General features: G+C 72.4%; 12 protein-coding genes. 4 read left to right on the top strand and 8 right to left on the bottom strand.

The genetic code is table 11. The features are described from left to right. The first annotated feature begins 159 nt into the window (after positions 1 to 159). Positions 160 to 855 (top strand): TetR/AcrR family transcriptional regulator, encoded by a 696-nt coding sequence (locus OOZ19_RS21145; protein ID WP_266091881.1) that lies wholly within the window; start codon positions 160 to 162, stop codon positions 853 to 855. Between the two features lie 230 nt (positions 856 to 1,085). Next, the gene (locus tag OOZ19_RS21150; protein WP_266091882.1) at positions 1,086 to 1,523 is read left to right on the top strand and encodes an OsmC family protein; all 438 of its coding nucleotides are present in this window, start codon (positions 1,086 to 1,088) and stop codon (positions 1,521 to 1,523) included. 123 nt (positions 1,524 to 1,646) lie between these two features. On the opposite strand, the gene OOZ19_RS21155 is transcribed toward OOZ19_RS21150, so the two are convergent. Beyond that, on the bottom strand, positions 1,647 to 3,134 hold the full coding sequence (locus OOZ19_RS21155) for an amidase (protein ID WP_266091883.1): 1,488 nt from the start codon (positions 3,132 to 3,134) through the stop codon (positions 1,647 to 1,649). Positions 3,135 to 3,387: 253 nt separating this feature from the next. Between OOZ19_RS21155 and OOZ19_RS21160 the strand changes: the two genes are divergently transcribed. Continuing rightward, positions 3,388 to 4,239: an EamA family transporter gene (locus OOZ19_RS21160; protein ID WP_266091884.1), complete on the top strand. Its 852-nt coding sequence runs from the start codon at positions 3,388 to 3,390 to the stop codon at positions 4,237 to 4,239. A 54-nt stretch (positions 4,240 to 4,293) separates the two neighbouring features. Here OOZ19_RS21160 and OOZ19_RS21165 read toward each other — a convergent pair whose 3' ends face one another. The 5 genes from OOZ19_RS21165 to OOZ19_RS21185 form a co-directional block, all read right to left on the bottom strand. Continuing rightward, positions 4,294 to 5,757: a condensation domain-containing protein gene (locus OOZ19_RS21165; protein ID WP_266091885.1), complete on the bottom strand. Its 1,464-nt coding sequence runs from the start codon at positions 5,755 to 5,757 to the stop codon at positions 4,294 to 4,296. Between the two features lie 6 nt (positions 5,758 to 5,763). Then, a complete protein-coding gene (locus OOZ19_RS21170; protein ID WP_266091886.1) occupies positions 5,764 to 7,203 on the bottom strand; it encodes a condensation domain-containing protein in 1,440 nt (479 codons plus the stop codon). Further along, positions 7,200 to 8,750 (bottom strand): condensation domain-containing protein, encoded by a 1,551-nt coding sequence (locus OOZ19_RS21175; RefSeq protein ID WP_266091887.1) that lies wholly within the window; start codon positions 8,748 to 8,750, stop codon positions 7,200 to 7,202. The genes OOZ19_RS21170 and OOZ19_RS21175 overlap by 4 nt, the downstream gene beginning before the upstream one ends. A 571-nt stretch (positions 8,751 to 9,321) precedes the next feature. Then, positions 9,322 to 9,786: an Lrp/AsnC family transcriptional regulator gene (locus OOZ19_RS21180; RefSeq protein ID WP_416309476.1), complete on the bottom strand. Its 465-nt coding sequence runs from the start codon at positions 9,784 to 9,786 to the stop codon at positions 9,322 to 9,324. Next, complete coding sequence (locus OOZ19_RS21185; protein WP_266091888.1) at positions 9,783 to 10,931, bottom strand: M24 family metallopeptidase; 1,149 nt, start codon at positions 10,929 to 10,931, stop codon at positions 9,783 to 9,785. The genes OOZ19_RS21180 and OOZ19_RS21185 overlap by 4 nt, the downstream gene beginning before the upstream one ends. Before the next feature lie 398 nt (positions 10,932 to 11,329). Here OOZ19_RS21185 and OOZ19_RS21190 point away from each other — a divergent pair, with 398 nt between their 5' ends. Continuing rightward, entirely contained in the window at positions 11,330 to 12,241 is a 912-nt protein-coding gene (locus tag OOZ19_RS21190; RefSeq protein WP_266091942.1) for a 5'-3' exonuclease, read from the top strand. A gap of 133 nt (positions 12,242 to 12,374) precedes the next feature. On the opposite strand, the gene OOZ19_RS21195 is transcribed toward OOZ19_RS21190, so the two are convergent. Then, entirely contained in the window at positions 12,375 to 13,595 is a 1,221-nt protein-coding gene (locus OOZ19_RS21195) for a GNAT family N-acetyltransferase (protein WP_266091889.1), read from the bottom strand. A gap of 49 nt (positions 13,596 to 13,644) precedes the next feature. Continuing rightward, the gene (locus OOZ19_RS21200) at positions 13,645 to 14,241 is read right to left on the bottom strand and encodes a DUF4333 domain-containing protein (protein ID WP_266091890.1); all 597 of its coding nucleotides are present in this window, start codon (positions 14,239 to 14,241) and stop codon (positions 13,645 to 13,647) included. Positions 14,242 to 14,361 lie beyond the last annotated feature (120 nt).

Below are 14,361 nucleotides of genomic sequence, written 5' to 3' on the forward strand. Positions count from 1 at the left end.
CGGGAAGGTTCTCGCCGGACGGCGGGTCACCAGAAAGGGGGAAGTGGATACAACGCTGTATCCGATACATGAGCGTATCCGATAAGGTGGGGCGGTTCCACGCGGGCCGCGCGCAGCGGGAAAGCCGCTGGTACAGGACCGCAGGAAGGAAGGTTCGTGGTGAACGCGAACAAGCTCGCGCACCGGAGCGCGGAACGGCCGGAGACCGGCGCCCGCGAGACCGCACGGCGCACCAAGACCCGAGAACGGCTGATGGACGCCGCCTACCGGCAGTTCAGCGAGCACGGCATCAACGGCACCCCCGTCGAGGCGATCACCGACGACGCCGGGTTCACCCGCGGCGCGTTCTACTCCAACTTCGGCAGCAAGGAGGAGTTGTTCTTCGCCCTCACCGAACGGGAGAACCGGGTCCGGTTGGAGACGCTGCGCGAGCACTTCGCCGGGCTGGTGGCCCCGCTCGGCGGCACCGCGGGCAAACCGGCCCCGCACCTCATCGAGGGCGTGATCGCCGACGTCCTGTCGTTCCAGCCCGACAACCGCCAGTGGTGCCTGATGCAGAGCGAGTTCCGCCTGCTCGCGCTGCGCGATCCCGAGGTGGCGCCGCGGTTCCTCGCCGCCTCGCAGTCGTTCCTGCGCGAACTCGCCGCGATGGTCGACACCGCGGTCCAGTCGGTGGGCGTGCGCTTCCTGATCGACACGCTGGACATGACGCGGTTGCTGGTGGACCAGTTCGACTCGGCCATGCAGGAGGCGATCCTCTCCGGCGCCGAGGACCCCGAACTCGCCGTCCGCGAGCACGTGATGCGCACCCTCCCCCTGCTGGTGCACAGCCTCACCGACACGATCGAGCCTTGATCCCGCCTCCCTCGTGAGGTGAACCTCGGTCGCGGCGGCGACCGGCTTGCACGAGTGCGGCCCCCTGCGCGGAATTCGGAGCGGAACCACCGGATGCTCGGTGCGCTCACCGGGGGGATTCCGCACGGCGTGATCCAGGAAGCTCTGCGAAGGTCGGATCGTTCTCGCCCACGGGTGCGCCGATCGAGCACCGGCGGCGCACCGGACGAACCCCGACACGAGGAGATGTCATGGCCGACCGCAACGCGACGACGAGCTGGACCGGCGATCTGGGATCCGGCTCCGGCATCGTCACCCTGGATTCCTCGAACGCGGGGCAGTTCCCCGTGTCGTTCGCGACCCGCGCGGAGGACCCGGCCGGGCAGACCAGCCCGGAGGAGCTCATCGCCGCCGCCCACTCGTCCTGCTACAGCATGCAGCTGTCCGCGCTGCTCGGCGGCCTCGGGCACACGCCAGAGCGGATCGACACCAGCGCGGAGGTCACCCTCGGCAAGTCCGGCGACGGCTTCGCCATCACCGGCATCGCGCTGACCGTGCGCGCCACCGTCGCCGGCGCCGACGCCGACGCCGACACCTTCCAGCAGGCCGCGCAGCAGGCCAAGGAGACCTGCCCGGTCTCGGCCGCGCTGACCGGAACCACCATCACCCTGGACGCCCAGCTCGCCTGACCTGGCTGATCACGCGCGGAACCCCGGTCGCCTCCACGGCACCGGGGTTCCGCGCGTTCGATCCCGCAAGCGGGTCCCGCTACCCGACCCACCACGCGAATCCGGCGGAAGGGGACGCGGGAGTCAGTCCCCGGCGAGCGCGGTCGGCTCGTGGTGGGCCCACGGTGCGGCCTGTTCCAGCTGGGCGGCGAGGCGGAACAGCGTGCCCTCACCGGTGAGCGGCGCGACGAACTGGACGCCGAGCGGCAAGCCGTCCGCGGTGCGGTGCAGCGGCACCGACATCGCCGGGCGTCCCGTGATGTTCGCCAGCTGCGTGTACGGGACGTGGCGCATGTTGGAGCGCGCGATGCGGTCGACGACGCCGGTGCGGCGCAGCAGCCCGCCTGCCCGCGCGGCCAGCACGATCCGGCCCAGGACGTGCAGCGGAGCCGGGGTGGCGAGTTCGCCGACGCGCACCGGAGGCCCCGCCAGGCTCGGGGTCAGCAGCAGGTCGTGGTGGCGGTGGAACTCCGCCAGCCGCGCGGCGTGCCCGTGCCAGGACTCCAGCACGGACACGTAGTCCGGGCCGCTGATGCTGCGCCCGACCGCCGCCAGCAGGCGGGTGTCCAGTTCGAACTCGCTCGGACGGGCACCGGTGAGCTGCTCCGCTTCGCCGAGCGCGTGGGCCAGCTTCACCGACCAGGCCTGGAGGAAGTCCACGGTGAGCGAGCCCAGGTCCACCGGTGACGGGACTTCCTCGACCTCGTGGCCCAGCTCGGTGAGCAACTCCGCGGCGGAGTGCATCGCGGCCACCGCCGCCGGGTCCGGGTCGCCGAGCGCGGAGGCCGCGCTGAAGCCGATGCGCAATTTGCCCGGCTCGCGCCGAACCTCCTCGGCGAACGGACGTTCCGGTGCGGCTGACGCGTACGGGGCCATCGGGTCGGGGCCGACCAGCGCGTCCAGCGCGACCGCGCTGTCGCGCACGGATCGCGACACGACACCGTCCACCGCCGCGCCGTGGAAACCTTCCGCGCGCAGCGGCCCGGCGGGAACCAGCCCACGTCCGGCCTTGAGCCCGAACACCCCGCAGCAGGCCGCCGGGATGCGGATCGAACCGCCGCCGTCGCTGGCCGCCGCCAGCGGCACGATCCCGGCGGCCACCGCCGCCGCGGCACCGCCGGACGAGCCGCCCGGCGTGCGCTCCAGCGCCCAGGGGTTGCGGGCCGGGCCGAACGCGACCGGCTCGGTGACCGGCTTCGCGCCGAACTCCGGAGTGTTCGTGCGCCCGAACACCACCAGCCCCGCGGCCTCCCAGCGCCGCACCACCTCGGCGGTCTCGGTCGCGGCGAACCCCCGCAGCGACCGCGATCCACCGCTGGTCGGCAGCCCGTCGATCTCCTGGTTCAGATCCTTGAGCAGGAACGGAACTCCACCCAGCGGCCCCGCCGGGGTGTCCCGGACGCGCTCGCGCGCGCGGTCGTCGAGCCGCTGCGTGATCGCGTTGAGCCGCGGGTTCACCTGCTCGGCCCGCGCCAGCGCCACGTCCAGCACCTCACCCGCCGAGACTTCGCCAGCACCGATCAGCTCGGCCAGCCCCGCGCCGTCGTGCCGACGGTATTCCGCGTACTCCATGCCACCTACCCCGCTCGTCGCACAGTCCGCCCACCATGATCCCGCCTCCGCTCCCGGCACGGGAGAACCACCGCTCGCTGCGCCGATCCCTGCCCTCGCTGCATACCCCTGCCAGCGCTTGCTCGGTCAAGCGAACTCCTCCGGGCCGGAGCCGAGCGATTCGGTCGTCAGCAGGGGCGCCAGCGGTGCGGCGCGTGGGGAAGACTCCGGTCGGCGCCGGACTTCGGTGGTGGACGCGTGCGGGGAGCTTCGGATGGCCGTCGGGATCGGGGCCGATGTCGTGGTGGCCGTGCTCGGGGCCGCGCTGCTGCACGCGGCGTGGAACGCGATCGCGCACGGCATGAGCGATCGACTGGCCGGATTCACCTTGATCGCGTTGAGCTACACCGCGATCTGCGGGGTCGCCGTGGTCTTCACCGGGCCGCCCCCGGCGGCGGCGTGGCCGCTGATCCTCGCCTCGGCGGGTGTGCACGTGGTCTACCAGGTCGCGCTGATGCTCAGCTACCGGCTCGGCCAGTTCAGCCAGGTCTACCCGCTCGCCCGGGGCACGGCGCCCTGGGTGGTCACGGTGCTGTCGTACGCCGTGCTCCAGCAAGGGGTCTCCGGGTGGGAGCTGGCCGGTGTGCTGGTGATCTCGGCGGGCCTGACCGGCTTGGTCTTCATCGGCGGACGTCCGACCAAGCGGCAGCTCCCGGCGCTCGTCGCGGCGTTCGGCACCGGCCTGATGATCGCGACCTACACGGTCATCGATGGAGTCGGAGTTCACCGGACCGACGTGCTCACCTACGCGGCGTGGATGTTCTTGCTGCAGGGGGTCGCGGTCGCGCTGCTGGCGCTGGCCGTGCGCGGCCGGGCGCTGCCCTCCCAGCTCCGCGCCACGCCGGTCCAAGGACTGGCCGGGGGGACGTTGTCTCTGATCGCCTACGGGATCGTGCTGTGGGCGCAGACCCGAGGAGCGCTCGCGCCCATCGCCGCCCTCCGCGAGACCAGCATCATCTTCGGCGCGCTGATCGGGGCGATCTTCTTCCGCGAATCCCTCGGGCGCGGCCGGACGCTGGCCGGTGCGGTCGTCCTCGCGGGGATCGTGCTGATCAACCTGCCGTGACCGTCGAGTGTCCCGCCCGGCCGATCGGCCGAACCGGCTGTGCGGTTCGCGGAATCAGCGGTGGGTGGCGAGGGCGCGAGGTTCGGAGGCCGCCGTCAGAGCCGTGCTGAAGCGGTCGTGGAACGCGCGGACCGCCGATTCCGCCGCGGCCACGCCGGGGTGGCGGGTGCGCAGGAACAGGCCGTCCGACGTGCGCGACACCCACAGCTGGACGTCGTCGGCGTCGGTCTCGCTGCTGATGTGGCGGGGGCGCGACTCGGGGAACTCCAGCGAGACCGGCATCGCCCGGTAGTCCACGTAGGACATCATGAAGATGTCCTTGCGCACCGGGCGGTATTCGTCGGCGACCGCGGCCAGGATGTTCGGCAGCGGCACGCCGAGGGTGCCCAGCGCCTCCCGGAAACCCACCTTCGCGTGCGTGTGGGTGTCGGCGAACCGCCCGTCCACCACGTTGAACGTGACGGGGGCGTTCGTCGTGAACCACCCGACGGCGTGCCGCCAGCGCGGTTCGTGCCTGGTGTGCAACGGGATCAGCAGGCTGATCCGGTCACCGGCGCCCAGTTCGCGCAACGCGAGGCCCGCGGCGGCCAGCACTCCGGTGAACGCGCTGCCCGAACCGTCCCGGCACGTCACGTCGAAGGCGTCGGCGGTCTCGGCGTCCAGCAGCCGCGCGGTCATCGAGCGCTGCCGGACCGGACGCCCCGGTTCGACGCCGAGCTCCAGCGGGAACGACGGCGTCGTTCCCCCGCAGTCGCGCAGGAAATCCCGCCAGTACGTCACCGCCGGGTGCTCGCCGCTCGGCAGCGGCGGCGGGACGGGCAGGCCGTCGGGGCCGGGCGCGTCCCACTCCGCGGTGTCCGGCCGCCCCGGGGCCGCCAGGTCCTCGGCGGCCACGGCCTCGTGCTCCTGCGCGCAGTAGTCGACGAAGCCGCCCACCTCCGCCAGCGAAGGGGGCGTCCCCGCTGCGGCGGCGAAGTACAGCACCTGCAGTTCGTGCGCGGCCACGGCCATCGAGTGCGCGTCCACGCAGGAGTGGTCGAACGCGCCGAACACCGTGCTGCCCCCCTCGTGGCGGACCGCTCCCAGCAGGAACGGCGGCCACCGCAGCGGGTGGCACTGCTCGTCGAACCGCCTCGACAGGTGCTCCCGGACCGCGGCCGAGCCCGTGAACGCACCCGACTCCCGCCGCCGCAGCACCACCCCGTCGGCGGGCAGCAGCGCGCGGCGGAACTCGCCGTCCTGCTCGGTGAACCGGCTCAGCAGCCCGGCGTGCCTGCGGACCCACTGCCCGAAGGCCGCTTCCAGCGCGTCGGTGTCCAGCTCCCCCGGCAGCTCGAAGGTGCAGGCCAGCCACGGGGGCGGCGTCCCGTCGTCGCCGAGCGCGCTCAGGTGGAAGGACTGGTTCAGCGACGGCGGTACGTCACTGGGCGCGAACTCGTGGCCCGGCGCGGGTTCCGCGGTCCACTCCACGACGTCGCCGGGCGGGGGGTCGAACGCGCTGATCGTCGTGACTCGCACCGGTCATCACTCCGCGAGGACGGCGGCGGGCACCGCGGACCGGAACTCGTGGTCACCGTCGGCGATGACTCGGTGCAGCACCGCCATCGTGCGGTCCAGGTAGCGGGCGACGTTCTCCGCCGCGACCGCGGTGTCGGGGTAGCTGGCCTTGAGGTACGTGAGGCCGCGCAGCCGGTTGATCCACATCGGCACGTCGAAGCCCTCGCCCGGCCCGCTGAGCACCTGCGCGTCCGCCTGCTCCCACAGCTCGCCGCCGCGGATCCGGCGCAGGTCGATGAACGACACGATGGGCAGCACCGTGCGCGCGTCCTCCTGCAGCTTCAGCTGCGAACCCAGCAGCTCCACCAGCTTCACCACCGGCACGTCCGCGATGGCGCGAGCGCGAGCGAAGGCCTGCTCCGCCGCGGTGAGCACCTCGCCGAACGTGCCGAGGCCGGTGAGCGCGAAGTGCAGCGGGACCAGGTTGATGAACCAGCCCTGCGCCGCCGCCCACTGCCGTTCGTCGCGGGTCTGCACCGGCGTCAGCGTCCGGAACGACTCCGTGCCGGCCAGTTCCGACGCGGCGATCGCGAGCGCCGCGAAGATCCCTGCCGCGAAGCCGCCGCGGTGCTCCCGGCAGCGCTTGCCGAACGCGTTCGCCTGGTCGGCGTCGAACAGCTCCCGCTCCATCAGCAGCTTGCCGCGAGGTTCGTCGTCGTCGAGCCCCAGCGGCAGCGGGAACGATGGCGGCCGTTCGCCGCCGCTGAGCCAGAAGTCGCTCCAGGTCTGCACGGCGGCGGCCTGCGCCTCCGGCTCGATGGCGAGTCCTCGCTCCCGCGCGGCGAACACCGCGTGGTCTCCGACCTCCGGCAGCGCCGCGGGTTCGCCGCCGATCTGCTGCTCGTAGAGCCGGCGCAGCTCGTCGAACACGAGGAAGATCGAATATCCGTCGGTGTGCGCGTGGTCCACGGCGAAGAACACCGTGGAGGATTCCTCGCGCAGCACCGCGCCGAGCACGAACGGCGGCCACCGAAGGGCGCTGGTGGCGGTGTCGAACCGGTGCAGCAGGTGCTCCCGGATCTGCGCTCCGGTGTCGTAGTCGCCGACCTCCACCGGGACGAACTCGACGTCGTCGGTGTCGAGCGCGCAGCGGCGCAGCTCGTCGCCGGTGTCCTCGAACCAGGTCAGCAGCGTGCCGTGCCTGCGCACCCACTGCTGCCAGGCCACGGCCATCGCCTCGGCGTCGAGCCTGCCGGGCAGGTCGAACACCGTGGACAGCCACGGGGAGTGCACCGCCCCGGCCGCATCGTTGGCCAGCGAGCGGCGGATGTGGTTCTCCTGGAAGGACGACGGCGGAGCGGGGTGCTCCCGCGCGACACCCATCGAGTCCATTGTGGACTCGATGGGTCGCCATTCGACGAGCGTGCCGGGGACGGGCTCGTACTCGCGGAGTGCGTTCATCCTCATGAACGGGATCCCTTCGCCACGGGGTCGTGCTCGAGGCCGGCACGCCGCGTTCCCGCACCGACCGGAGTTCGAACGCCGGACCCTACCTGATCTTCGAACGACCTCTCCGTCCACAGTGGCGCGACGGTGGCGGCGAAATCCGGGTCCGCGGTCGCCGCCGCGGCGCACACCGCCCGGCGGATCCGGTCGACGTAGTCGCGCACCGCCGCGTCCGCGCGGTGCGTTCCGGGGAATCGGCTCGTCACGTAGATGCCGTCGTTGCTGCGGTTGACCCAGATGTAGACCTCGTCGGTGGAACTGGCCGGCGCGTGCAGCGCCCTGGCGTTCCACTCGTTCCAGCGCTGCGCTCCGGGACTCGCGCGCAAGTCCATGTAGGACACGACGAAGCGCGGCACCAGCTCGGCGTCGAGCAGCTCCGCCACCTTCGGAACCGGGACCGTAGAGAGCGGTTTCGCCCGTCGCAGCGCCGCTCCCGCGCTGGGCAGCAGATCCAGCACGTCGACGCCGTCCGGCGCCCCGAGACCCACCGGCATCGCCAGTTCCACCGGGGCCAGGCCGACGAACCAGCCCAGCGATCTCGCCCACTGCCGGGCAGAACGGGTGTGCATCAGCAGCAACGTCCGGAACGTCTCCGCATCGCCGAGCCCTGCTCCGGGTCTCGCGGCGGCGAGCGCCAGCGCGCAGAGCACTCCGGAGAACGCGCTCCCGCCGTTGCGCCGGCAGGCCTTCTCGAACGCCGCGGCGCCGTCGGCGTCCACGAGCCATTCGCACAGGCCGTGCTGGCTGACCCGGGGAGCGGGCGCCGCGCCCGGTTCCGCGGCCAGCGGCAGGGGGAAGCGGGGCAGCTCACCGCCGCAGTCGGCGAGGAACTCGGCCCAGCGCGCGACGGGCTCGTCGGTGCGCTCGAATCCGTCGCTGTACTCCCGTTCCCGCGCGCAGAAGTCCACGTAGCTGCCGACCTCCGCGAGGCCGGCGGGCCGCTGGTCGCGGGCGGCGGCGTAGAGCTCCTGGACCTCGTGGGCCACCAGCAGGATCGAGTACCCGTCGACGTTGCCGTGGTCGAAGGCCAGGCAGGCGGTGCACGAGTCGGCCCGCGAGACCGTGGCGAACACGTAGGAGGGCCAGGACGTGGGGTCGGTGTTGTCGTTGAACAGCTCGCGCAGCGCGTCGGAGAGCGCCTCGGAATCCTCGTAGGCGCCCAGTTCGTCGCCCGAGACGGATAACCTGCCGGTGCTCCAGGTGTAGCGCCGCACCCCGTCCGAGGCAGGCCGCAGACCGCTGCGCAACGTCTCGTGCCGGTCCACCCACTGCAGCAGCGCGGTGCGCCAGGCGTGCTCGTCGAGCGGGCCGTCCAGGTCGAAGCAGATCGCGAGCCAGCTCGGGTCGTGCACCACTCCCGGCTCGGACCTGCACCGCACGTGGGCTTGCTGCAGGTGCGACGGCGGGCGTTCGTCGAACCGGGGTTCCGCTCCGCCGGCGGGGGACACGCTCCACCGCGCCGCCGTGCCGGGCCGGACGCCGTAATCCGCGATCTCCGTGAATCTCATGCCACCCACTCAGGTTTTCGATGTCGCGTTCCCCGCTCGCGCCGATAGCGCGCCGAACCACGCCGATCACACGCGGGAGCCACGATGATGCCGCAAGGGAACTGGTCGAGTTCCGGGCCCCCGGTCATCGAGCACGCCGGGCGGTCATTCAAAACCGGCGAACGCGACGACCGCAAGCCCCTGCCGATCACAGCGGGTGTTTTCGCAGTTCACAGGCGATCTGCCGAGTGTCCACAAAGTAAGATCTTTGCAAATCCCCCCAACATTTCGAATTTTTCTCACGCCACGGGATATCTTCGACTGGCATTGCAAACTTTCACGCTAAATGAGAGTTTCACCGGCGTCCGGAACAGGCTTCTTCCGCGCCACGCGCAATGGCAATGCCGTGTTCACCGGGGAAATCACGACGTCACGGGCACCGCGTGGTTCCGGCACCAGAGCACCCGATCGACGTCGGCCGGCATCGGAGTTCCTCCCGCCGCGGGACGAACCGGACTCGACGAGCACCGGCGGTGCAGAGCAGAACGTGGCGGCGCCGACGAATCGGCACCGCCACGTCATCGCGTCCCGGCTAGATCTGCGGCGGCCGGTGCTCGTACGGAGTGGACAGCACCACCGTGGTCCGGGTGGAGACCTTCGCCGCCTCCCGGATCTGGCGCAGCAACTCCTCCAGTCCCAGCGGCGAAGCGACCCGGACCTGCAGGATGTAGGACTCGTCGCCGGCCACCGAGTAGCACGACTCGATCTCCGACAGGTGCTCCAGGCGCTGCGGGTAGTCGTCCGGTGCCGCCGGGTCGATCGGCGTCAGCGAGATGAACGCCGTCAGCGGCAACCCGATCTGATCACCGTCCACTTTGGCCACGTAGCCCTGCAGCGCGCCGCGCTGCTCCAGCCGCCGAACCCGCTGGTGCACCGCGGACACGCTCAGGCCGACGCGCTCGGCCAGGTCGGTGAAGCTGCACCGGCCGTCGTGCGCCAGCTCGCGCAGGATCGCGCGGTCCGTCGCTTCCAGTTCGCCCGAATTCCGGTCGTTCACGCCGGCAGCACCACCAAGTCGTGCGGCTGCGAGTTCACGCTGAGCACACCGTCGTCGGTGACGATCACGATGTCCTCGATCCGGGCGCCCCAGCGTCCGGGCTGGTAGATGCCGGGTTCGATGCTGAACGCCATGCCCGCCTCCAATTCCAGGCTGCTCCCCCCGACGATGTACGGCTCCTCGTGCACGTCGAGGCCGATGCCGTGCCCGGTGCGGTGGATGAACCGCTCACCGAACCCGGCCGCCACGATGGGTTCCCGCGCGGCGGCGTCGATCGACTCGGCCGTCGCTCCGGGGCGCACCGCGCGCACCGCCGCGTCCTGCGCCGCCTGCAGCACCGCGTAGGTCTCCCGCACGTCGGGCTGCGACGGATCCCCCACCGCGTAGGTGCGGGTGCAGTCGGAGTTGTAGCCCGACGGGATCGGCCCGCCGATGTCCACGACCACCACGTCCCCGGCCCCGATCACCCGGTCCGACAGCGCGTGGTGCGGGCTGGCACCGTTGGCGGCCGAGCCGACGATGACGAAGTCGGCCTCGGTGTGGCCCTCCTCGACGATCGCGGCGGCGATGTCCGCGCCGACCTGCGCCTCGGTGCGCCCGGCTCGGAGGAACTCGGCCATCCGGGCGTGCACCCGGTCGATCGCCGCTCCCGCCGTGCGCAGCGCTTCGATCTCCGCCGCGTCCTTGCGCATCCGCAGCTCGCGCAGCACCGACCCGGCCAGCACCTGCTCCGCGCCCGTCGCCGCGCGCAGCGGCAAGGTGTGCATCGCGGGCATCACGTCGGCGACGCCCAGCCGCGACGGCGCGCCACCGCGGCGCAGCAGGTCCGCGACCAGCGCGTGCGGATCCTCCCCGTCGACCCAGGTCACGATTTCGATGCCGAGCTCGTCGGCGGGCACGTCGGCGTAGCCGGGCGCCTCCAGCTTCGGCAGCACCAGCACCGGAGCGGCGCCGTTGCCCGTCGCGGGCAGCACCAGGGTGCTCAACCGCTCGAACGACTCACCGCGGGCACCGAGCAGGTACCGCAGATCCGAACCGGGGGTGATCAGCAGGGCGTCCAGGTCCGCGGTCGCCGCCGTCGCCGCGGCGCGGCTCAGTCGGGCGGAGAACACCGCGGGGTCCTGCTTGAGCGAGTCAGTGGCCATGGCCACCTAGCCTAAAGAATGGAGTCACCGCGAGTCGCGCGGCGGTGCCGCGCCTCCGGCGAAGATCACCCCGGACGGAACAGGCCGGGCAGGAGGATGTCCTGCCCGGCCTGCTTCCGTGCCTCCGGCCGAGTCGTGGCGTCCGGGGAGGACAATGCGCCCAGCCGGAGCGGCCCGCCGCCTGTCGGGGGTTCGACGACGGCCCGTTCCCGTCCCGGTCCGGCGGACCGGGAAACCTCCGCGCCGCACCTCGATCCGGACGGTGCCGTGCGCTGATCCGACTGTATGAGGCCGCTCGGGCGGCGTAGTGACAGTGATCTGACAGCTCGCGTCCGCGCCCGGCCTGCGGTGCGGTGTCGGCGGGGCGTGACAGAGTGGTCCGCGTGACGGGTTCTGTGATGCTGATCGACTCCGCCGGGTTGTGGTTCCGCTCGTACTACGCGCTGCCCGACTCGTTGACGGCCCCGGACGGAACGCCGGTGAACTCGGTGCGCGGGTTCTGCGACATGCTGGCGAAGCTCGTCGGCGAACGGCGGCCGACGCGCCTGGTGGCGTGCTTGGACAACGACTGGCGCCCGCAGTTCCGGGTCGACGCGCTGCCCTCCTACAAGGCGCACCGCGTCGCCGAGGAGGACCCGGACGCCGAGGAAGTGCCGGACACGCTGAGCCCGCAGATCCCGATCATCCTGGACGTGCTGGACGCGCTGGGCGTGGCCACCGCCGAAGCCGAGGGCTACGAGGCCGACGACGTCATCGGCGTGCTCGCCGACCGGGAACGGGCCGACCCCGTGGAAGTCGTCACCGGCGACCGCGACCTGTTCCAGCTGGTGCGCACCGGACCGACGCCGGTGCGGGTGCGCTACGTCGGCGCCGGGCTGGCGAAAGCGCAGGACTTCGGTCCGGCCGAGCTGGCGGAGCGCTACGCGCTGGACGCGGCCCGCGCGGGCGACGCCTACGCCGAGATGGCGATCCTGCGCGGCGACCCCTCTGACGGGCTGCCCGGCGTGGCGGGCATCGGGGAGAAGACCGCGGCGAAGCTGATCACCGAGTTCGGCTCCCTGGACGCGCTGCTGGCGGCGGCCGGGCAGGGCGACCGGCGGCTCACGCCTCGCGTGCGCGGGAAGCTCGCCGAAGCCGCCGACTACCTGGCCGCCGCGCCCGCGGTGGTCCAGGTCGTGCGCGACGCGCCCGTCGTGGTGGACCGGCCCGACACGACACCCGCCAAGCCCGCCGACCCGGAACGCCTCGCGGAGCTCGGCGCGCAGTGGGGGCTCGGCGGCCCGCTCGACCGTCTGATCGCCTCGCTCTGACGATCTCTTCGTGCTCGGGTGGGCGAGTTCTCGGCGTCGGCCATGCGCTTCGCGCGTACGAGCACGGCCTCGCCGCGGGGGGCTTCACCGCTGACAGGAACCGATGCTCCGGCGCGCGCACGTTGGTGAGGTCTCAGAAACCCGTGCCGCACCAGGGTGGGCGGGTGGTGGCTAACAGGCGGTCGGCCTCGGCCGTGGCCGCCGGGTCGTGCACCTCGACGCGGTTCGCGTCGACGAGCGTGGTCACCGCGACGTCGCCCAGGTACAGCGAGCCCAGCACGTCCACGTCCAGCGTCAGCTGCGGCCGGTCGTCCACGGGCGCGGCGCCGTCCGGGCCGATCCGGTAGGTGCCCGCGTTCTCCGGCAGCACCGCGTCCCGCACCTCGAGCACCACGGGTTCCGCGGCGCCGTAGGAACGCGCGGCCAACGCGGTGGGCACGTCGACGAGCCGCACCCACAGGTCGTCGTCGAGCCGGTCCACGGCGTAGCCGCGCCGGTCGGCGAGCCACCACGGCAGCGCCTCGTCGAGCGGGCGGTCGATCGCGCTGACCGTCGTGACCAGGTCCAGGTTCAGCAGGAAGCGCCAGAGCGACGCGGTGGCGACGGCGTCCGCCGCGTGCAGCTCGCCGACGTGCAGCGCGACCGATCCGTCGCCGAACTGGTAATCGGTCTTCGCCGGTTCGAACAGCACGAACCCGTCATCGGTGCCGGACTCGTCGGAGTGCACGGCGATCCGCTGCGCGCCGCCGTTCTCGACGGTGCCGAACAACCGGGTGCTCCACCAGCCTTCGCTGCGACCGATCAGGCCGGGCCTGCCGGTGCTGATCCGCGCGTACAGCTCCGGGAGCAGCTTCTCCGCCGTCGGCCCGTCCACCAGCCGCACCTGCCCACCGGCGGGCGCGTCGTCCCGCAGCCCGCTGAGCAACCGGGACACCGAGACGCGGTGCGCGCGGGTGGCGAGGCCGTAGCCGAACCGGGGGTAGATGCGGGTCTCGGAAGCGTGCAGCATCGCCACCGGCTCACCGCGCCGCCGGGTGTCCGCGAGCTGCGCGCCCATCAGCTCCCGCAGCAGGCCGCGCCGGGTGCGGTCGGCGCGCACGCCGACACCGGTCACGGCCGCCGCCGGCAGCACCGCGCCGCCGGGCACCTCCAGGGAGGACGACAGCGACATCGCGGTGCCGCTGAGCTCCCCGTCCAGGTACGCGCCGAACACCCGCCCCGGTTCGTACCGGGTCACCGACCGGCGCCAGCGCTCCTCGCTGCTGCGTTCCGGCACGTGCAACGACGCGAGGAACAGGTCGTTCGCCTGGCGGTACTCGGATTCGGCCAACGGCCGCACGTCGACTTCGCTCACACCTCGCATCCTGCCGAAGGCACGAGCCGCACGTCGAGCGAATTCCCGGCTACCTCGGGTATCCGACCTCGTAGGTGCCGGACTCGTCCCGGACCGTCACCGACACGGGCTTCTTGCCGCCCTGCAACGTCACCTGGCAGTCGAAGCTGCGTCCGGCGACGACCAGCTGGCCCTTCGGGCAGGTCACGGATTCGACGGTGCCGAGGTGGTAGGAGCCCTCCAAGGTCTGGCGCACGCCGTGCTGCACGCTGTTCGCGTCGAGCTGGTCGCGCACCAGCACACCCGGGTGCACGAAGCCCACCACGGCGAGCGAACCGGCGACCACCACCAGGATCACGCCGCCGAACACCCACGGTGCCTTGGACTTCCGGCGCGGTGGCGGAGGCGGCGGCTGGGAGCCGCGGCCGGGCGGGCCGACGACGATCGGCGGCAGGCTCGGGTGCGTCGACTCCGCTGGCCGGGGCGGCGACTGCGGCGGCGCGCCGCCGGGGCCTCCGGGGTGCGGGGGCCGCATCGGACGGCCCGGCTGCCCGGGTGCGGGCGCTCCGGGACGGGGCTGCTGCCCCACCGGCGGGCCGGGATGGCCGCCCTGGTGCCCGTGCGGTGGCCGACCTCGCTGCGGAGACGGGCCGTAGGGGCCGGTCATCTGGTACCTCCGGGGAAAGCTGAACGTTCCGGCGCGGCGCGCGACCCCCGGCGCACCCCGCCGATGAATCCAATCACAGCCAGCCACCACCCCCTGACACCACCGGGTGCCTCGCTCCCG

It is taken from the genome of Saccharopolyspora sp. NFXS83, assembly GCF_026241095.1.
Lineage (GTDB): Bacteria > Actinomycetota > Actinomycetes > Mycobacteriales > Pseudonocardiaceae > Saccharopolyspora_C.